The organism is Bibersteinia trehalosi, assembly GCF_004346205.1.
Lineage (GTDB): Bacteria > Pseudomonadota > Gammaproteobacteria > Enterobacterales > Pasteurellaceae > Bibersteinia > Bibersteinia trehalosi.
The window spans coordinates 404,472-425,410 of the sequence record NZ_SMAM01000001.1; the positions used below are offsets into that span (position 1 = coordinate 404,472).

Sequence of the window (20,939 nt, forward strand, 5' to 3'; positions counted from 1 at the left end):
AACAAGCTCACACAAAAAAAACAAGTTCACACTCATCAAACGAATAAACTAAAGGCAATTTTTCATTGCCTTATAGCTTAATAATACAATTAAATGGCTATGCTTCTTTTTCATTTACCACAATCGGTATATTTTCTTCTTTGCGCAATAAGTTTTGCTCACGAAAATTAATTGGGAAATGACAAGCAAATTCATGCTGTTTAAGTTTACGTAATGGTGGCTTTTGCCCACATTTCCGTTGCGCAAAGGGACAACGAGGCCCAAGGCGGCAACCTATTGGCATATTTTGCAACATGGGTACAGCGCCTTTTAAACTATTTAAATGGCTTTTAAACGGCAATGGATTCGAAAAATCCGGCACACTATTGAGCAACACGGATGTATAAGGGTGATAAGGGCTTTTCATCAATGTTTCTTTATCAGCAATCTCCACGGTCTGTCCGCAATATAGCACATTAAAATGATCGACCCATTTATAGATACTTTGAATCTCATTACTCACCAGAATAATAGAAGTACCGAGGTTTTTGTTCATGCTGGATAACAAGCGATATATTTGCAAGCGTGTACTCGGCTCCATGGTATTAGTTGGTTCATCCGCCACTAACAACCTTGGCTGATTTGCTACTGCCATCGCAATCATGACTTTCTGCGCCTCACCTTCTGTAATATCACAGGGATAACTTTGCATAATATCTTGATGATCTTTAATGCCAACTTTATGCAACAATTCTATTGCTTTACGCTTACGCCAAGTAAAAAATTGCCACCACTTACCTTTAAATAGAATAGTTTGAATAAGTTGTTTCCCAATAGGTTGGCTAGGGTCCAAACAGGATAGAGGGTCTTGAAAGATCATAGAAATATCTCCTCCCACTAATTGGCGCCGCTGGTGTGGCGACAACTTTAAAAGTTCTACGTCATTGAACCGAAAGCGATCTGCACTAACAATCCATTCATCTTTAACTAAGCCGCAGATAACTTTTGCAATCAAACTTTTACCAGAGCCACTCTCTCCAACTAAGCCACATACATCACCACTATCAAGCGTTAAATTGATATTATCTACCATTTTAATCCGCCCATTAGGCGTATCAATTTCAATACTTAAATGCCGAATATCTAATAAAGCCATATTTCCTCGTTAATGACGATATTGACGTAACACACGTACGATGCTGTTACCAAGCAATGCAATGATAAGCACGCTAAACACGATGGCTAAGCCAGGCAATACGACTGTCCAAGGCGCAATATAAATTAGGTCGATTGCATCACGAATCATTGCTCCCCATTCTGCTGTTTGGCTTTCTGCGCCCAATGAAATGAAGCTAAGCGCACTAATGTCAATTACCGCGATCGTAAAAATCTGACAGAGCTCTTTAATCGCCACAATACTTACATTTGGCAAGACTACCTTTTTGATCAGTGTCCATTTATCTGCACCATCTAAAATTAATGTCACCACATACTCACGTTTTAATTCACGTCTTGTTGTTTGATAGATTCGGTGAATAAAATGCGGTAGTAGTGCTAAAAATACCGCAAGCATCGCATTGATCAAATTCGGAGTCATTAGCGTAGCAATAATAATTGCTATCAGTAACACCGGCGTAAATAAAAAAGTATCAAATAGATGGCTAAGCAACAATATAGGGCTTCCTTTTTGGATTCCAGTCAGAATCCCTATAATTCCACCAATAATAGCTACTGAAGCACTAATCAAGAGTGCCGAGCCCACGGTGTAATAAAAACCGTATAAAATACGGCTAAAGACATCTCGCCCTAAATTATCTGTGCCAAAAAAATGACTAATTTGTCCCTCATTGCTCCATGAAGGGGGCATAAGCTCAAACCCTACAAATTGCTGATCTGAACTGTAAGGTGCTAATAAATAACCCGCAAAAACTAATATCAACAACGCGATGAATAGCACTAAACTAATGAGTGCTAGCCGATCTTTACGGAGTTGCTGCCAAAACTGACGAAAATAATCCTGCTGACGAAATTGTTCTGGCTCTTGATTATTTAGCATTAAACCAATCCTTTTTATGCGAAGGGTCACACAATGTCGTGACCAAGCTGGCTAAAAGATCAACGCCTAAGACAAAGACCCCAATTGCCATTACACCGGCTGAAATCGCTTGATAATCTTGTAGTGCAAGCGCATTAATTAGCCAGCGACCAATCCCCCCCCAGCTCACAACATTCTCGACCAACATGCTAAATGCGAATACTAAAGTGACATTCCGTGCAATCATCGGGATTAGTGGTGGCAAAGTATTGCGTAAAACGTGCCGATACCATACTTTTAGTGGAGACCACCCTCGTGTACGCGCCACTTTAACGTAATTCTGTCTTAATACATATTCTGCGCGTTCTGCTGTGAATCGCATTGTTTCCAATGTCGCCGGTACTGCTAATATGAGCGTAGGTAACGCTAAATGCTGTAAGGCACTTTGCATCATCTTCAGCTTATATGGGCTATCTGATAAAAAAATATCAATCAGTTTAACTCCTGTAATACTCTGCACAGCATAAATTGGGTGGATTTCACCCATAGCCGCAATTTCCCAGCTATTCATTGATGCATACGCCTGTAAAACAATGGCTAACCAAAATACAGGTACTGCAAGACTTAATGAACCCAAGGATAGCAATAACTTGCCAAATATGTTTTTACGTTGTGTAATACCTAAAAAACCAAGCGGAATACCGAGCAGTAGAGACAATACTATGGCAGCTACCGTTAATGAGATAGTAGCGGGGAATACTTGCAAAATCTGCTTTAATAGCGGCTCACCTGTGCTATGGCTAATCCCCAGATCACCTCGTAAAAAATCCTGTAAATAGCCGAAATAGTTTGTAATAGCATAGCTATCAAACTGATAAATCGGATCTCGCAGCAGAATGTTATAACTAATTATTGATAGAATTCCTAATGTGATTAAGGTCAATAATAGCTTCTGAATAAAGCGAATCAGCATTATTTCAATCTCATTTTAGATAAATTTACCTGTCCGAAAGGGGTAATATCCACTTTCTCCACATCATTATTCGCGACCAACAAACGTTTTACATTTACTAATGGGAAAAGCGGTAATTGCTCTTCAAGCATACGCTGCGCTTGCAGATAAAGTAGCTGACGTAAAGCATTGTCTTGCGTTAATCGGGCGTAATTCAGCACATGATCAAATTCATCGTTACACCAGTTTGCTAAATTTGTCACTGAGTTTTTCGCTTGACAGGCAAGCATAGACGATAAAAAACTATCTGGGTCAAAATCATTCGCAAGCCAACCACTTAAAATCATATCGTAGTCAGCATTTTCTTCTTCCAAACGCTGCGTTAAATAAGCTCGACTAACCGCTTTTACTTTAATAGGAATACCCGCCTGAGCAAGATCAAAGCGGATCATCTCTGCCATTTTCATTGGATTTGCGTTATATACTCGCTTTTCATCCACCACCCACAGTATCAACGGCTTATTATCAAACTGAGGCTCTTGTCGATGCTGTATTTCTTGGTAAGGATAACTAGTGAGATTCTCTACCGCGGCTAATACCTGAGGCACAACATTTTGTGGCACTTCTGCTCTGCCATAAAATAGCATCTGTACAATTCTCTGACGATTAATTGCCTGAGTAATACGCTTACGCAGTGTAATATCATATGCAATCGCTCGGTCAAAATTAAACGCCAAGTAGGCAAGATTTGCCCCTGAGCGCTCTACCAAATAGCCCTTCTCATCTTTTAAAATCTGTAATTGACTTGGCTCAGGAAATGCAGCTACATCACATTCACCATTTAAGAATTTTGCCATGCGCCCAGTGCCGCTAGTCGAAAAATCCACAATCATATGGCTAATATGTGCTTTTTCTCCCCAATAATGAGGGTTCGCTTTCAGGCGCACAGAGTCATTTTGAATATAACTTTCGAGCTGATACACACCTGTGCCCACAGGTAATAAATCTAGCATCACTAAATTTTCATCTGCATTTAATTGCAAAGCATATTCTTTCGACAAAATTACCGCAAACTGACTAGCTAAATGCGAGAGCAACGAATTATCTGGTTTCGTTAAATAAATTTTAACAACATGGCTGCTCGGTGCAGATATTTTTGCAATTTTACTTTTAAGATCAATACTCTCAAAAAAAGGAAAATGCGTACGAGATGCCAAAACACGAGCCAAATCACTTTGATTGCGCTGTATTTCACTTTGTTCTTCTTTATGTGTCATGGACAAATCTGCATTTTCCTGACCGATCACTCGATTTAAAGAAAATAATACATCTTCTGCGTTAAAAAAGCGTGTAGGCGTGAACCAGCTGGTTTGATGAAATGCAACATTTTCACGCAGATAAAATGTAATTTCCAAGCCATCGTCACTCACCTCAAAACGTTTAGCTAAAGCAGGCTTTAACGTATTGCTTTCAGCATCAAAACTAAGCAACTTATCATATATCTGTTCCGTTACCACATTCATATTAGTGCCAAGATCGGCTTTTTGTGGATTAAATGAAAAACCAGATACACTGGTACAATAAACCAAGCTATCTTGCAAGAGATTCGCGGGAATACTCGGTGCAGACAAAGCTGATTTTGCACAAAACAGCGAAAAAATAAGCGCTTGTAACTTCAATTTCATTGCTTGCCAATCCCATAAAGACGCAATTTATTCGCCACCGCGGTATGCGAAAGCCCTAAACGTTGAGCGAGTTTACGTGTACTTGGATACTCTGCGTAAAACTTGCGTAAAAGCGAAGCTTCAAAGCGATCGACTAACTCTTCTAAACTATGATTGGCTAGACTATCCAGATCAAAGTCATTTGGCACATCGTCTGGCAGATTTAAATCCGCTAGACTCAATTGCCCATTAGCTAAGCTGCAAGCACGGAAAATCGCGTTATATAATTCTCGTAAATTGCCCGGCCAATAGTAATTTTGCAATGCTTGTACAAATTCTGGTGGATAAGTTGGCTTTTCAATTGCCAGTTGTTGGCTAATCTGTGTAACAAAATGCTCCGTTAATAGCGGTAAATCGCCTTGTCGTTCCCGCAATGGCGGTAAATTTAGCGTTAAGACATTTAAACGATGATAAAGATCTTCACGCAATTTACCCTCTGCAACTAGCGAAGCCAGAGATTTTTGCGATGTACAGATCACTCTAACATCCACTTGAATTTCACGATCCTCTCCCACTCGACGGAAAGAGCCATCATTTAAAAAACGTAAGAGTTTTGCCTGCATCTCTAATGAGAGCTCGGCAACCGCATCAAGCAAGACTGTTCCGCCATTTGCGTATTCGAAGAAGCCGATACTATCTATGCCGTTACCGCGATGCCCAAACATTTCACTTTCTGCATCTTCAGCAGGCAAACCGGCACAATTTACTGCAATAAATTTTTGCTCACGCCGGAAGCTAAATTGATGACAAGCTTTTGCTAAGAGATCTTTACCCGTACCAGTTTCCCCTTGGATTAATAATGGTGCATCTAATAAAGCAAATTTTTTTGCTTGTTCAATCACCGCTTGCATTTTATGACTCTGAGCCACAACTTGATCAAATTCACTGTATTGGCTGGCCATGAAATGACGTAAATCCAACTGCATTCTTTGTGGCTGTAAATTAACCACATAGCCTACAATTTGATTTTGCTGCTCTTCTCGTAATAGGAGTGGCAACAAATCTAGCTGCCACAACTGCTCATTAAATTGTGTGGCATGGGAAATAGGCTGTAGATGTGCAATCTGTGCATTGCGCCCTTTTTCTAAATACGCCCCATACCATTTGGTTCGATTTAAATTTGGCATCACCTCATTTAGTGGCAATTGTTCCAGATGCTGAATGCTATCTTGCTTACGCTTAGGTAAGTTCAAACGATAAATTGGTAATAAAAGTTTACATGCTTGGGAATTAGCAAATGTAATTTTGCCGTGAATATCCAAAGAGAGCACAGGATTAGGTAACGCTTCTAATAAAGCTTGCAATTCGAGCTGCTTACGCTCTTGAGGAAGGTGGGGAATTGTATGCACAGTTAAAACACTAGCAATCTGCTGAATTTCAGTAATCAATTGTTGCATAGCATGCTCTGCAACTTTCTCCGTACGTAAATAAATCAGCCCCTTCTCTGCAAGTTTCTCGAGTTCAATGGCTTCTAAGTTAATATTCTGTTCTGCTAATAATTTAAGCAAGTCTTGAGCGATACCGACTCGTTCAATACATTCGATCACTAAACGCATAATTATTCCCTTTGGTAAAATTTGCCACAATCTAAACCGCTTGATAATGGCGCATATCATACCCTGTAAACAACCAAATTGGAAACTTTTGTTTACAAAAAACAAAAGGCGGTTAAAAAACCGCCTTGGTAGTTATAACTAACCATTAAGAAATAGTCGTACCTTCTTCCGTACCGGTAATCACCTGTTTTAATGCTCCAGCTTTTCCCATATTAAATACGCGAATTGGCATACCATGGTCACGTGCAAGAGTAAAGGCTGCTAAATCCATCACTTGAAGCTCTTTATCAATAACTTCCTCATAGCTCAATGCTTTGTATAATACCGCATCTGGATTTTTCGCTGGATCTTTATCATATACACCATCCACTTTAGTCGCTTTCAATACCACATCGGCTTCAATTTCAATACCACGTAAACAAGCTGCAGAATCAGTAGTAAAGAATGGGCTACCAGTACCCGCAGAGAAAATTACCACACGTTTTTCACGCAACATTTTGATCGCTTCAGACCAGTTGTAGGTATCACAAATACCATTTAATTGGAAAGCAGACATTAATTTTGCATTGACATCAGCACGGAATAAAGAGTCACGCATTGCTAAGCCGTTCATTACCGTTGCAAGCATCCCCATGTGGTCACCAACAACACGATTCATACCTGCTTTTGCTAGTTTTGCACCACGGAATAAGTTACCGCCACCAAGCACAACACCGACCTCTACGCCCATTTCAATCAATTCTTTAATTTCTAACGCCATACGATCCAAAATAGATGGATCAATACCGAAACCCTCTTCACCTTGCAGTGCCTCACCACTAAGTTTTAATAAAATACGTTTATAGATTGGAGCTGACATCTGAATACCTCTTTTATTATCACATGGAAACCTAATAAAAAGCGGTTTGCAAAATTTCCTTGAAAACACACCGCTTGTGATTAAATTTCTAACCATAAAAAAGGCGGAAATCTCCGCCTTTTTAGAAGAATTAAGCGTTACCGCCAGTGATTTTTGCAACTTCTGCTGCGAAATCTTCTTCTTTCTTCTCGATACCTTCACCGACTTCTAAACGAATGAAGTTAGAAACAGAAGTGTTTACTGATTTTAAGAAATCACCTACAGAAACAGATGGATCCATTACGAATGGCTGACCAGTTAATGAAACTTCGCCAGTGAATTTCTTCATACGACCTTCAACCATTTTCTCTGCGATTTCTTTTGGTTTACCAGAGTTCATTGCAATATCAATTTGGATTTGACGCTCTTTCTCAACCACTTCAGCAGAAACATCTTCTGGGTTTACGAATTCTGGTTTGCTTGCAGCAACGTGCATTGCAACTTTTTTCAGCTCTTCTTCAGAACCTTCACCTGCTACTAATACACCGATTTTCGCACCGTGTAAGTATTGTGCAATTACGTTACCTTCTAAGTATTGAACACGGCGAATGTTCATGTTCTCACCGATTTTTGCTACTAATGCAACACGTTTTTCTTCAAATTGTGCTGCTAATGCTTCGATAGAGATGTCTTTATTTGCAGCAGCATAGTCTGCAACTTCATTTGCAAGACCAACGAAACCAGCATCTTTTGCAACGAAGTCAGTTTGGCAGTTCATTTCAACTAATACACCAAAACCGTTTGCAATACGCGCAAGAATGACACCTTCAGCTGCCACATTACCTGCTTTTTTCGCTGCTTTTGCTTGACCAGATTTACGCATGTTATCGATTGCTAATTCGATATCACCATTTGCTTCTACTAACGCTTTTTTACATTCCATCATACCTGCGCCAGTACGTTCACGCAGTTCTTTCACTAATGATGCTGTGATTTCAGCCATTTTAAAATTCCTCTTAAGTATAGATAAAGAAAAGCAGGGGAATTTCGCCCCTGCTTCACCGTTTAGGATGTGTTTTAAGGGCGTGCCTTAAATTAATGATTATTCAGCTGCCGCTTCTGCTGCAACTTCAGCTTCTTGACCACGACCTTCTTTGATTGCTGCAACCGCTGCATCTAAGTAAAGTTGGATCGCACGAGCTGCATCATCGTTACCTGGAATAACGTAGTTTACGCCATCTGGGCTTGCGTTAGTATCCACGATAGCAAATACAGGAATACCTAAGTTGTTCGCTTCTTTAACAGCGATATGCTCGTAGTCTGCACCGATAACGAAGATCGCATCTGGCAAACCGTTCATATCTTTGATACCGCCTAAGCTTAACTCTAATTTTTCTAACTCACGGGTACGCATTAATGCTTCTTTCTTAGTAATTTTATCGAAAGTACCATCTTGAGTTTGAGCTTCTAAGTCTTTTAAGCGTTTGATTGATTGACGAACTGTTTTCCAGTTAGTCAGCATACCACCTAACCAACGGTGGTTCACGTAGAATTGTTGGCTCTCTACAGCAGCTGCTTTAACGGCATCACCTGCGGCACGTTTAGTACCAACGAAAAGAATTTTACCATTGTTAGCAGCGATACGAGTTAATTCTGCTAATGCTTCATTGAATAATGGTAAAGTTTTTTCTAAATTGATGATATGAACACCGTTACGTGCACCGAAAATGAATGGTTTCATTTTTGGATTCCAATAACGAGTTTGGTGACCGAAGTGAACGCCTGCATTAAGCATATCGCGCATAGATACTTGTGCCATAAGAAATTTTCCTTTCTGTTGTTTTCTAAGCTAACGCTTAGATGGGTTTTGCCTCCACATATCCTTGTAATCGACTATCGCTAGCACCCTGATTAAAAGTGGCTGATATGTGTGTGATTTTGGGTTAATAACATAAAAAATGTTTTTGCGAACTTAAGGCGCACAAAAACGGGCGAATTCTATCAGAAAATAGCCAAATCACAAACATTTTTTTATTACAAGCGGTCTGTTTTGGCTAATTTTCTGCAAGTCCCCCGCTCATGTTATTTTTTCTTCACCGGACGTTGCCAACCTGCGATATGACGCTGTGGCACACGGGTAATCACCAATTCATTTTCCGCCACATCTTTCGTAATGGTTGCACCTGCACCGATAGTTGCACCATCTGCGATTTTTACAGGAGCAACTAATTGACTGTCAGACCCAACAAACACATTATCTCCGATAATGGTTTTAAATTTGTTAGCACCATCATAGTTACAGGTTATTGTCCCTGCCCCAATATTGGTATTTTTACCAATCTCCGCATCACCAATATAAGTTAAATGGTTTACTTTCGAGCCATCGCCTACGACTGCATTTTTAATCTCAACGAAGTTACCCACGTGAGTATGTGCAGCAAGGTTTGTCCCTGGACGGAGGCGTGAGAACGGCCCAATTTTTGCGGCTTTACCAATCACGGTATCTTCAATCACCGAATAAGGTTTGATCTCAACACCATCGCCGATTTCGCAATTTTTCAACACCGAACCTGCACCAATTTTCACGTTGTTACCGAGAGTGACCGAACCTTCTAAAATCACGTTCACATCAATTTCTACATCTTTACCATGTGAAACCGTACCACGCAAATCAAAACGGCTAGGATCAATAATCGTTACCCCAGCAAGCATCAACTTTTCCGCTTGTTTTTTCTGGTAGTAACGTTCAAGTGCCGAAAGTTGCAGACGGTTATTCGCCCCCTCTACTTCCATTAAATCGGTTGCTTGCACCGCTTGAACTTTAAAACCATCACGGTTTGCCATTGCAATGACATCGGTGATGTAGTATTCACCCTGTGCATTGTTATTGTCTAATTGAGCAAGCCATTTTTTAAAGCTCGCCCCGCTTGCGACCATCACGCCCGTGTTCACTTCTTGAATTTTAAGCTGTTCAGGATTGGCATCTTTCTGTTCCACAATCCCGACTACAGAGCCATTTTCACGAATAATACGTCCATAACCTGTTGGGTTATCTAACACAACGGTTAATAAACCAATGCCATTTTCAGGTTTTGCCGCAATCAATTTTTCTAAGGTTTCAGGGGTAATCAACGGTGCATCGCCATATAGCATTAAGATATTTTCATCATCTGCAAAAAACGGTGCGGCTTGTTGCATTGCATGACCTGTGCCTAATTGCTCTGCTTGATGAACCCAATTTACTGGCTCATCAGCAAGACGAGTTTGTAATAATTCCGCACAATGTCCGTAAATTAAATGAATTTGTTTTGCCGAAAGCTGTTTAGCCGTATCAATCACGTGTTTTACCATCGGTTTACCTGCTACAGGGTGCAACACCTTTGGCAAATCAGAATACATACGCGTGCCTTTACCTGCGGCTAAAATTACCACACTCAGTTGAGTCATAGAAAATCCTTGTTTTATCACATAAAAAATCGGCGTATTTTAACCGATTTTTGTTGAGGATTAAACGCCAACATTCCTTAAATAATCTAAAATTGCTATACTCCGTCCTTTCAACCTAAGGAGTCTAAAATGCCAAACAGCACAGCACAGCACAGCACAGCACAGCACAGCACAGCACAGCACAGCACAGCACAGCACAGCACAGCACAGCACAGCACAGCACAGCACAGCCTGATCTCAACGCTGCCACAAGTCAAGCCTTTTTAAACGAACTCGACCAAACCCTCTGGACTGCCGCCGACAAACTGCGTAAAAACCTAGACGCCGCCAACTACAAACACATCGTTCTCGGCTTTATCTTCCTAAAATACATCTCCGACAGCTTTACCGATTTTCAAGATAAGCTAAGAACCCAACTCACCACGCCCGAAAACGAACTCTATCTTGACCCTGCACTATTTGACGAACAAGAATTTAGCCAAATTCTCGCCGAAGAGTTGGAACAGCGGGATTACTACGCCGCCGAAAACATCTTTTGGGTGCCGGAGCAAGCCCGCTGGGACAACACCAAATCATTAAGCAAACTCAATCTTGGCGATGAGCTGCCTTGGGGAGACAAATTCAAAGGTGTCAGCCGTTTGATTGATGATGCCTTTGAAGCCATCGAGCGAGAAAACCCCAAACTCAAAGGCGTACTCCAACGCATTGCCGGCTTTGGCGTGCCTGATGAGATGCTCACGGGCTTGATTGACCTGTTCTCACGCACCAATTTCACCCAGCCGATGCTGGACGGCGAGCCTGTCCATCTGCAAGCCAAAGACATTTTGGGACACGTCTATGAATACTTCCTTGGACAATTTGCCCTTGCTGAAGGCAAAAAAGGCGGTCAATACTTCACACCCAAATCCATTGTTACCTTAATTGTTGAAATGCTCGAACCCTATTCAGGGCGGATTTACGACCCGGCAATGGGCAGCGGCGGATTTTTTGTTCAAGCCGACCGCTTTATTCAGGCTCACGCTGGCAACCGCAACGCCATTTCTGTTTATGGGCAAGAATCCAACCCTACCACCCGCAAACTGGCGGTGATGAATATGGCGATTCGTGGTATTCCTTTTGACTTTGGCGACAAGCCCGAAGATACCCTACTAAATCCTTTGCACATCGACAAAAAAATGGATGTTGTGATGGCAAATCCGCCCTTTAACCAAAAAGAGTGGTGGAGCGAAAGTCTAGCAAACGACCCACGCTGGGCATACGGCACACCGCCGCAAGGCAACGCCAACTTTGCGTGGTTGCAACATATGATTTACCACCTCTCCCCCAAAGGCAAAATGGCACTCCTGCTCGCCAACGGCTCAATGAGCAGCCAAACTTCAGGCGAAGGCGACATTCGCAAAAACATCGTGCAAGCCGACCTTGTCGAAGCGATGATTGCCCTACCCAACCAACTGTTCACCAACACCCAAATCCCAGCCTGTATTTGGATTATCAATAAAGCCAAAGCCAGAAAAGGTGAAGTGCTGTTTATCAACGCCACCCAAATCGGCTATATGAAAGACCGTGTCTTGCGTGATTTTACCGCTGATGACATTGCCAAAATCAGCGACACCTACCACAACTGGCAAAAACAGGACGGCTACGAAAATATCCCTGCATTTTGTTATTCCGCCACGCTGGACGAAATCGCCAAAAACGATTTTGTGCTGACCGCAGGGCGTTATGTCGGTGCGGAACAAGAAAAAGATGATGGCGTGCCGTTTGCAGAAAAAATGCAGGAATTGACCGCTTGTTTAAATGAACAATTTAAACAGGGGCGGGAATTGGAACAGCAAATCCGCAAGAATTTAGCGGAATTGGGGTTTGAGTTAGCAACAGAATAAAAATAATGCTCGTGCGTAGGGGCGTATGTCATACGCCCACAACGATATAAATGCCTAGATTTGAATATGAATAATGTTCCATTCGGGCGTACGACGTACGCCCCTACATTCATCATCAAATCACAAGCGGTGGAAAATTAACAGAAAATTGCAAATTTGGAGAGGAAAATGGCTGATAGAAATAAATGTACATTACAAGAATTAACAATAAGTATAAACACTGGATTGGATGCTATTCGCAGAGCCCCTATTATTGAAAAGAAAACAGATATTAGATGTTTAAGAATACAAGATATTTCACAATGCAAGTCTTTTGAAAAATGGGGATATACCGAAGTTATAAAAAAAGATTTCGAAAAGTTTCAACTAATTACTGATGATATTATTATGGCAAGAACTTGTTCTACAGGAATTTGCTATTTAGTAAAAGAAAACATCCCTGCCGTTTTCAATAATGGATTAGCTAGAATTAGATTAGATAAAGAAAAAGCATATCCACAATTTATGTATTATGTTTTTAAATCAAAGCATTTTACAGACTATATCGATGGTATATCTCGTGGTACGTCTGTTCAGTTGAATATGAAAATTGGAGATTTAGAAAAATATGAATTCCACTTACCAAGTTTAGAAAATCAAAAGAAAATTGCCTATATTTTAGGTAAATATGACGACAAAATCCACCTCAACACCCAAACCAACCAAACCCTAGAAGCCATTGCACAGGCGATATTCAAAAGCTGGTTTGTGAATTTTGACCCTGTGCGTGCCAAAGCAGCCGCCCTAAGCGAAGGCAAAAGCGAACACGAAGCCAACCTTGCGGCAATGTCGGTGATTTGTGGCAAAGACACCAGCGAGTTAAACGACACCGAATACAAAGCGCTTTGGCAAATCGCCGAAGCCTTCCCAAGTGAGCTTGTGGAAAATGAACAATTTGGCGAAGTTCCGAAGGGGTGGGAAATAACAACATTTGGAGAGGTTTCAGAATGCTTTGATAGAAAACGTATTCCTTTATCCAAAAAACAGAGAGAAGAAAAAAAGGGAACAATTCCCTACTATGGAGCAACATCAATAATGGATTATGTTAATGAAGCCATTTTTGATGATATTTATTTGTTAGTTGGTGAAGATGGTTCTGTTCTAAGAGAAGATGGCACCCCATTTATCCAATATATTTGGGGTAAATCTTGGGTAAATAATCATGCTCATGTTTTACAAGGTAAAAATGGTATATCAACTGAACATTTAATGACATTCATTAGAACAGAAAATATATCTGCTTATGTAACTGGTGCGGTTCAAATGAAATTAAATCAAGCAAATATGAATAGAATACCATTCCTAAAAGCCAACAATAAAATTAATATTGTTTTTGACTGTTTTTTAAAATCAATTTATTTAAAATTTAGAAACAATATTGAAGAAAATCAAATCCTAGCCCAAACCAGAGACCTGCTCTTACCCAAATTATTAAGTGGAGAAATCCACTTATGATGAAATGGATTTTAAGCTCCATAGATAAAGCACCCAGTTTTGGTGCTTATAATAGGCATGTTGAAAATATTATTTCTAATGTTTATTCAAACCCTGTTTTTAGCATTGAGCTGTGTAAGACACTTATAGAAGGAGTATGTAAAACTATTCTCAAAGATAAAGGAAATAAAATTACAGATAATTTTCCCAATTTAGTTTCTAGCACACTAAATAATTTAAATGTAGATTTACACCCTGATGCCAAGCATATCAAGGAATTATCAAAAAGATTGAACAGCGTTTTACATTATATTGCCGAAATTAGAAATCAATGCGGCTTCGCCAGCCACGGACAAGATATTGAGCATTGTAACCCTTCGTCTGATTTAGCTTTATTTGTCATTCATACAACCAATGCAATCCTTGGATTTATTTTACATTTTTATATTGTTACTGATGATTATAGGAAAGGACAAAGAATTAGATATGATGATTATGCAGAATTTAATGAAGAAATAGATGAGGAATATAGTGAATTTAATACAGGATATAAAATTTCCTATTCAAGGGCCTTGTTTGACCAAGATATTGAAGCATATAAAGAATTACATAATGAATATATTTCTTCAAAACAAGATAGATTGCTTGAAACATTGTGAGTAAAAAATAAAAAACTTTGAAATTTACACATGGGCGTACGACGTACGCCCCTACAATCGATGTTTTGATTTATATTTGAGCGAAAATAATGTTCCTTCGGTATTTTAATTTACATCTAAACCAAAATAATGCTCGTACGTAGTGGCGTATATCATACGCCCGCAAAAATATAAATTAAAATTTCGGATTGGGATTATCAGGATAAAAACAATCCTGTTGCCAATTTATGACATTGTTTTCAATATATTGGTAAATATGTTCAAATTCTTTTTGGTTGCGGATTATGCGGTCGTGATAACCACGTTGCCACGCAAAATCCAAATCATGTTGTCTGGCAAATGAGGTTAATGCGGATTTTATACCACGAACAATCGAACCAATATTGTGGGTATTGGATTGGAAATAATGCTGAGAAATATCAAAATCAGTATTTAATGTGATAATCAAATGAAGGTGGTTTGGCATTATGGTGTAAATGGGGATTTCGATAAATTGCCTTGTATATTTTGATGTTTCAATAATGATATTTTTTAATTTATTACCAAGTATAGATAAAGTCATTCCATCATAGGATATTTCACCAAAATAATGCAATTTATGCTGGGTGCAAATAGTAATGAAATACGAACCATTTTGGTAATTATCCCATTTTACACGAATGGATTTTCTGGTTGGTTTCATTTTGATACCTCATTTGTGCAATGGGCGTACGACGTACGCCTCTACAATCGGAATTTTAAATTTATATTTAAGCAAGAATAATGCTCGTACGTAGGGGCGTATTGCATACGCCCTCAATAACATAAATCCCAACGGATAAACGTAAATAATGTTCCGCTTGGGCTACGACGTACGCCCCTACAATCGGGATTTTAAATTTATATTTAAGCAAGAATAATGCTCGTATGTAGGGGCGTATGTCATACGCCCATAACAATATAAACCCAATATTATAACGATGAATAATGTTCCGTTTTAAATTTAACAAATCACAGAGATAAAATCCGATTGGATTGCTATTTTTTCGATCCAGATCGCAAAAATAAAAAACAAGGACACACTATGCTGATCAACGAAAACACCATTGAACAATCCGCCATTGCGACTTTGCAAAGCTTGGGCTGGCAATACACCTACGGCAAAACGATTTTGGCAGGTTTAGAACACGAATGGCGAGAGCGAACCGCCGAGGTGATTTTAAAGCCGTTGTTGATGCAAGTCATCGCCAAATTAAACCCCAATTTGCCCACTGCCGAGATAGACAATGTGGTGGCACAGGTGTGCCGTGCCGACAGTGGCGATTTGGCGGAGCGTAACCGTCAGGCTTATGATTGGCTAAGAAATGGGGTAAAAATCACTTATCAGCAAGACGGTGAGCAGGTGTCTGATGTGGTGCAGCTGATTGATTTTCAGCGTCCGGAAAACAACGATTTTCGTATTGTCAATCAGCTGGATATTGGCGGTAAAAAGGGCAAACGCATTCCTGATTTGATTGGCTTTGTTAATGGCTTGCCGCTGGTGGTATTTGAGCTGAAAAATCCGCTCAAAGAAAATGCCGACATTGGCAAGGCGTTTGCCCAACTGCAAACCTATAAAGATGAAATCTCCGATTTGTTTGTGTTTAATCAGGCACTCGTGATTTCAGACGGCATTGTCGCCCGTATCGGTTCGCTGACCGCCGATTTCGACCGTTTTACCCCTTGGCGTGTGGTCGATGAAAAAAATCAGAGCAAACGCGTTGTGTTTGAAGATGAACTCACCGCCTTACTGCAAGGCGTGATGAATCCCAAAAATCTCTTGGATTATGTGCAGAATTTTGTGGTGTTTGAACGGGACGGCAAAAACCGTTTGATTAAGAAAATCGGGGCGTATCATCAGTTTTATGGCGTGAATGAAGCGGTGGATTGCACTCTGCTTGCTGCCACAGGCAACCGCAAAATCGGTGTGTTTTGGCATACGCAAGGTTCGGGCAAATCGCTTTCTATGCTGTTTTATGCTGGCAAAGTATTAAGCAAAAGCAGCCTGAAAAATCCGACTTTAGTGTTGGTGACCGACCGCAACGATTTGGACGGTCAGCTTTATGCCACTTTTTGCGGCGGTGAGGCACTACTCAAACAAACACCAATCCAAGCCGATGGGCGAGATGAACTCCGCTCTGCCCTTGCCAGTCGTTCAGCAGGCGGTGTGATTTTTACCACCATTCAAAAATTCGGCTTAATGGAGGACGAGCTTGCCCATCCAGTGTTAAACGAGCGGGAAAACATCATTGTGATTACCGATGAAGCGCACCGTTCGCAATATGGTTTTAGCCAAAAAATCAACCACAAGGGCGAGTATCGTGAGGGTTACGCCAAGCATTTACGCAGTGCATTGCCCAATGCGTCTTTTATCGGTTTTACTGGCACACCGATTTCTCTTGATGACAAAGATACCCAAGAAGTCTTCGGCAAATATGTGTCAATCTATGATTTTGAAGATGCAGTGGAAGATGGGGCAACCGTGCCGATTATTTATGAGCCACGCCAAATCAGTCTCGGTGAAAGCCGTGAATTTGCCAAAGTGATGGAAGAAGCTCAAACACTGATAGAAGAAGATGAAACCAGCTATAACTTCCGCCTGCGTGAAAAACTGCACAGTGTGGATAGCCGTTTGCAGAAAATGGCGGAAGATATTATTGCCCATTATGATGAGCGTACCAAACAGCAAGACGGCAAAGCGATGGTTGTGGTGATGAGCCGTGCCATTTGCGTCAAACTCTACGAAAAAATCACCGCACTTCGCCCCGAATGGCACTCAAACGATGTGCTTCAAGGCAGCATTAAAATTGTGATGACAAGCAATGCCAGCGACCCTGCCGAGTGGCAAGTACATAATCAGGACAAAAAAACCTTAGAAAAACGCTTTAAAGACCCAGACGACCCACTCAAAATCGTGATTGTGCGAGATATGTGGCTGACAGGGTTTGATGCCCCTTGTTGTAACACAATGTATATTGATAAACCAATGAGCGGACACAACCTGATGCAGGCAATCGCTCGGGTAAATCGGGTATTTCGCAACAAAAGCCGTGAAAATGGCGGCTTGATTGTGGATTATGTGGGCTTAACCGATGAGCTAGAAAAAGCGATGAAGCAATACACCAACGCAGGCGGCAAAGAAAAGCCGGTGCGAGACATTTCAGCGGTGCTGGAAAAAATGGTGGAACACATCACGGTCATTCGTGGGCTATTTGCCACACCGATTGACGGACAAGCGGTTGATATTGCCAAAATTTTGCAAATCAGCGAACCTGCCAAACTGCTCAATGCGATTTTGCAGGCTGCCAATCATATTCTCGCCCTAGACCGCATTCAGCCAATTGATAACACTGCCAAAGACAAAACCCCACGCAAAAGCGCTTTTTTACAGTCGGTACGCTTGGCGAAAAAAGGTTATGCTTTATGTGGGGCATTAAAAGCAGTTGAACCCTATAAACAGGAATTGGCGTTTTATGATGCGGTGCGTGCCACCATTATCAAAAACAGCACCGCTCCTCGCAATCCTTCGGGCGAAGACCGCTTGTTGCAACTTACCGCCTTGATGAACCGTGCGGTACAGTCGGACGGTGTGGTGGATTTATTTGATTTGCTGAAAAAAGACCGCCCGAACATCAACCTGCTTTCTGATGAGTTTTTAGAAACAGTGAAAAACAGCCCGACCAAAGATTTGTGGCTGTCGGCAATGGAGCGTTATCTTGTCGCACAACTGCGAGAGCAAAGCGGTGCCAATCTTGCCACCAAAAAAGCATTTGAACAGAAACTCAAAGAGGCGATGAACCAATACCACAACCACAATTTAAGCGTATTGGAAATTTTGGAAGAGCTGATCGCCCTTGCCAAAGAGTTTGAAGCCCGCCAAAAACGAGGGGAACAGTTGGGGTTAAGCTCTGCGGAAATGGCGTTTTATGATGCTTTGGCACGCAACGAAAGTGCGGTGCGGGAAATGGGCGATGAAGTGTTGATGAACCTCGCCAAAGAGATTACCGATAAATTACGCAAATCGGTCACCGTAGATTGGCAATATAAAGACTCGGTGCGTGCCAAAATGCGAACCTTAATCCGCATTGCCCTACGTAGCTATAAATATCCGCCCGATTTACAGGCGGAAGCGATTGAGTTTGTGTTGCAACAAGCAGAAGAGATCGCCGGAGAATTAAGCGAAAACGACATATAACAAAAAACAAGCGGTTATTTTTGCCAAAAAAATTGCAAAAATAACCGCCTGTTAATCGTTAATTAGAAATTCGCATTACGAGGCGAGCGTGGGAATGGGATCACTTCACGAATGTTTTGTAAGCCAGTGACATACACGATCAAGCGTTCAAAACCTAAACCGAAGCCCGAGTGTGGCACAGTGCCGTATTTACGTAAATCACGATACCACCAGTAATCTTCTGGATTTAAGCCCATTTCAACCATACGTTTATCCAGCACATCTAAACGTTCTTCACGTTGTGAACCGCCGATGATTTCACCAATTCCCGGTGCTAACACGTCCATTGCGGCAACGGTTTTGCCGTCATCATTTAAACGCATATAGAACGCTTTAATATCTTTCGGGTAGTTTTTTACCACCACTGGTGATTTGAAGTGTTCTTCCGCTAAATAACGTTCATGTTCAGAAGATAAATCAATCCCCCACTCTACTGGGAATTCAAAGTTTTTGCCTGATTTGAGCAAAATCTCAATCGCATCGGTGTAATCCACTTGGGCAAATGGCGAATTGATGAAGTTTTCAAGGCGGTTGATCACGTCTTTATCAATGTGTTTGGCAAAGAATGCCATATCATCTGGGCGTTCTGCGAGTACCGCTTTAAAGACATATTTCAGCATATCTTCGGCTAATTTAGCGTTATCAGCTAAATCGGCGAAAGCAAATTCAGGCTCAACCATCCAGAACTCGGCTAAGTGGCGAGTAGTGTTTGAATTTTCTGCACGGAATGTTGGACCAAACGTATAAACTTTGCTTAATGCACAAGCGTAAGTTTCGCCATTTAACTGACCTGATACGGTTAAGAAAGATTCTCGTCCGAAGAAATCTTGGCTGAAATCCACTTTACCGTTTTCACCACGTGGTAAATTTTCTAAATCCAATGTTGAAACACGGAACATTTCGCCTGCACCTTCGGTATCAGACGCAGTGATTAATGGGGTTGCGACCCAGTAGAAACCTTGTTCGTGGAAGAAACGATGAATCGCTTGAGCTAAACAGTGGCGAACACGCGCAACCGCACCGATTAAGTTGGTGCGTGGGCGTAAATGTGCCACTTCACGTAAGTATTCAATCGAGTGGCGTTTGGCTGCCATTGGGTAAGTATCTGGATCTTCTACCCAACCGACTACTTCGACATTTTTTGCTTGTAATTCAACCGCTTGGCCTTCTGCTGGCGATTCAACAATCACCCCAGTAACAACAACAGAGCAACCTGCGGTTAAACGTAAAACTTCATTTTGGTAATTTTCAATATCGTTATTAACAATTGCTTGGATTGGGTCAAAACAAGAACCGTCATACACGGCAAGGAAAGAAAGACCCGCTTTTGAATCACGGCGGGTACGTACCCAACCACGCACAGAGACCTCGGTTCCTACGGCAATTTTACCGCTAAGAATTTCCGAAACTGATGGGAATTTAGACATATAAACCTCTGATATTTAGAATTTTTGCAAACAAAAAACCCAAGCATTCTACAAGAAAAAGCCCTTGCTGATAAGCGGATAATGCAGATTTACAAAAATTAACGGATAAATTAAAATCTTAGCCTTGTTCCTCCCTAAAAATGGTCACTATGAAAAAACATCATTTAGAAACGCTTATCTCTCGTGAAGACATCCTTTCTCGTACTCAAGAACTTGCCAGTCAAATTAACGCACACTATCAGCATTTGCAGTGTGAAAATTTAGTCGTTGTGGGATTATTACGCGGTTCTTTTATGTTTATGGCAGATTTAGTTCGTTTAATTGATATGCCATTAGAAGTCGATTTTATGACAGCTTCTAGCTACGGCAGCGGTACAGAATCTAGTCGCGATGTTAAGATCTTAAAAGATCTTGATGGTGAAGTCTTTGGTAAAGATGTCTTACTGGTTGAAGATATTATTGATACCGGCTTTACCTTAAATAAAGTGCGTGAGTTGTTAATCCTCAAGGGGGCAAAATCTGTCTCTATTTGTACTTTGCTCGATAAACCTTCTCGCCGTGAAGTTGATGTACCAGTACAATGGGCAGGCTTTGCAATTCCTGATGAATTTGTAGTGGGTTACGGCATCGATTATGCACAACGCTACCGTAATTTAGATTATATCGCTCAAGTTGTTATTGAAGAATAATTAGCAAAATTTTGTATAAAATGAA

The 20,939-nt window shown here is 41.0% G+C and carries 16 protein-coding genes and 2 pseudogenes; 6 read left to right on the plus strand and 12 right to left on the minus strand.

What is annotated here, in order from left to right:
- Positions 1 to 97 precede the first annotated feature (97 nt).
- The 10 genes and pseudogenes from EDC51_RS01860 to glmU all read right to left on the minus strand — a co-directional run bounded on the left by EDC51_RS01860 (position 98) and on the right by glmU (position 10,531).
- Positions 98 to 1,135 (minus strand): peptide ABC transporter ATP-binding protein, encoded by a 1,038-nt coding sequence (locus tag EDC51_RS01860; protein WP_015432595.1) that lies wholly within the window; start codon positions 1,133 to 1,135, stop codon positions 98 to 100.
- Between the two features lie 9 nt (positions 1,136 to 1,144).
- On the minus strand, positions 1,145 to 2,035 hold the full coding sequence (locus EDC51_RS01865; RefSeq protein WP_015432596.1) for an ABC transporter permease subunit: 891 nt from the start codon (positions 2,033 to 2,035) through the stop codon (positions 1,145 to 1,147).
- Positions 2,025 to 2,987 (minus strand): ABC transporter permease, encoded by a 963-nt coding sequence (locus EDC51_RS01870; protein ID WP_015432597.1) that lies wholly within the window; start codon positions 2,985 to 2,987, stop codon positions 2,025 to 2,027. The genes EDC51_RS01865 and EDC51_RS01870 overlap by 11 nt, the downstream gene beginning before the upstream one ends.
- The gene (locus tag EDC51_RS01875) at positions 2,987 to 4,651 is read right to left on the minus strand and encodes an ABC transporter substrate-binding protein (RefSeq protein ID WP_131928027.1); all 1,665 of its coding nucleotides are present in this window, start codon (positions 4,649 to 4,651) and stop codon (positions 2,987 to 2,989) included. Before EDC51_RS01875 ends, EDC51_RS01870 begins: the two co-directional genes overlap by 1 nt.
- Entirely contained in the window at positions 4,648 to 5,592 is a 945-nt protein-coding gene (locus EDC51_RS10910; protein ID WP_081733709.1) for a sigma 54-interacting transcriptional regulator, read from the minus strand. The genes EDC51_RS01875 and EDC51_RS10910 overlap by 4 nt, the downstream gene beginning before the upstream one ends.
- Before the next feature lie 318 nt (positions 5,593 to 5,910).
- A pseudogene (locus EDC51_RS11040) lies at positions 5,911 to 6,306 on the minus strand (ACT domain-containing protein); the annotation flags it as partial.
- An 85-nt stretch (positions 6,307 to 6,391) separates the two neighbouring features.
- Entirely contained in the window at positions 6,392 to 7,105 is a 714-nt protein-coding gene (gene pyrH / locus EDC51_RS01885) for a UMP kinase (RefSeq protein WP_015432600.1), read from the minus strand.
- 130 nt (positions 7,106 to 7,235) lie between these two features.
- Positions 7,236 to 8,087: a translation elongation factor Ts gene (tsf, locus tag EDC51_RS01890; RefSeq protein WP_015432601.1), complete on the minus strand. Its 852-nt coding sequence runs from the start codon at positions 8,085 to 8,087 to the stop codon at positions 7,236 to 7,238.
- Positions 8,088 to 8,186: 99 nt separating this feature from the next.
- Positions 8,187 to 8,903 carry a 30S ribosomal protein S2 gene (gene rpsB / locus EDC51_RS01895; protein WP_015432602.1) on the minus strand — a complete coding sequence of 239 codons (717 nt, stop codon included), beginning with the start codon at positions 8,901 to 8,903 and terminating at the stop codon, positions 8,187 to 8,189.
- 263 nt (positions 8,904 to 9,166) lie between these two features.
- Positions 9,167 to 10,531, minus strand: coding sequence for a bifunctional UDP-N-acetylglucosamine diphosphorylase/glucosamine-1-phosphate N-acetyltransferase GlmU (gene glmU / locus EDC51_RS01900; protein WP_131928028.1), 1,365 nt, complete (start codon positions 10,529 to 10,531; stop codon positions 9,167 to 9,169).
- A gap of 129 nt (positions 10,532 to 10,660) precedes the next feature.
- Here glmU and EDC51_RS01905 point away from each other — a divergent pair, with 129 nt between their 5' ends.
- The 4 genes and pseudogenes from EDC51_RS01905 to EDC51_RS01920 all read left to right on the plus strand — a co-directional run bounded on the left by EDC51_RS01905 (position 10,661) and on the right by EDC51_RS01920 (position 14,546).
- The gene (locus tag EDC51_RS01905; protein WP_170169259.1) at positions 10,661 to 10,798 is read left to right on the plus strand and encodes a hypothetical protein; all 138 of its coding nucleotides are present in this window, start codon (positions 10,661 to 10,663) and stop codon (positions 10,796 to 10,798) included.
- Positions 10,777 to 12,414, plus strand: a pseudogene (locus tag EDC51_RS01910) (class I SAM-dependent DNA methyltransferase); the annotation flags it as partial. The gene EDC51_RS01905 and the pseudogene EDC51_RS01910, both read left to right, overlap by 22 nt.
- A 168-nt stretch (positions 12,415 to 12,582) precedes the next feature.
- Positions 12,583 to 13,908 carry a restriction endonuclease subunit S gene (locus EDC51_RS01915; protein ID WP_249038451.1) on the plus strand — a complete coding sequence of 442 codons (1,326 nt, stop codon included), beginning with the start codon at positions 12,583 to 12,585 and terminating at the stop codon, positions 13,906 to 13,908.
- The gene (locus EDC51_RS01920; protein ID WP_015432606.1) at positions 13,905 to 14,546 is read left to right on the plus strand and encodes an abortive infection family protein; all 642 of its coding nucleotides are present in this window, start codon (positions 13,905 to 13,907) and stop codon (positions 14,544 to 14,546) included. The genes EDC51_RS01915 and EDC51_RS01920 overlap by 4 nt, the downstream gene beginning before the upstream one ends.
- 175 nt (positions 14,547 to 14,721) lie before the next feature.
- Here the strand turns inward: EDC51_RS01920 and EDC51_RS01925 are convergent, their stop codons facing one another.
- Complete coding sequence (locus EDC51_RS01925; protein WP_131928030.1) at positions 14,722 to 15,228, minus strand: transposase; 507 nt, start codon at positions 15,226 to 15,228, stop codon at positions 14,722 to 14,724.
- A 381-nt stretch (positions 15,229 to 15,609) separates the two neighbouring features.
- Here EDC51_RS01925 and EDC51_RS01930 point away from each other — a divergent pair, with 381 nt between their 5' ends.
- Positions 15,610 to 18,759: a type I restriction endonuclease subunit R gene (locus tag EDC51_RS01930; protein ID WP_131928031.1), complete on the plus strand. Its 3,150-nt coding sequence runs from the start codon at positions 15,610 to 15,612 to the stop codon at positions 18,757 to 18,759.
- A gap of 62 nt (positions 18,760 to 18,821) precedes the next feature.
- Here the strand turns inward: EDC51_RS01930 and asnS are convergent, their stop codons facing one another.
- A complete protein-coding gene (gene asnS / locus EDC51_RS01935) occupies positions 18,822 to 20,225 on the minus strand; it encodes an asparagine--tRNA ligase (RefSeq protein WP_125134931.1) in 1,404 nt (467 codons plus the stop codon).
- A gap of 149 nt (positions 20,226 to 20,374) precedes the next feature.
- Between asnS and hpt the strand changes: the two genes are divergently transcribed.
- A complete protein-coding gene (hpt, locus tag EDC51_RS01940; protein ID WP_025289387.1) occupies positions 20,375 to 20,914 on the plus strand; it encodes a hypoxanthine phosphoribosyltransferase in 540 nt (179 codons plus the stop codon).
- Positions 20,915 to 20,939 lie beyond the last annotated feature (25 nt).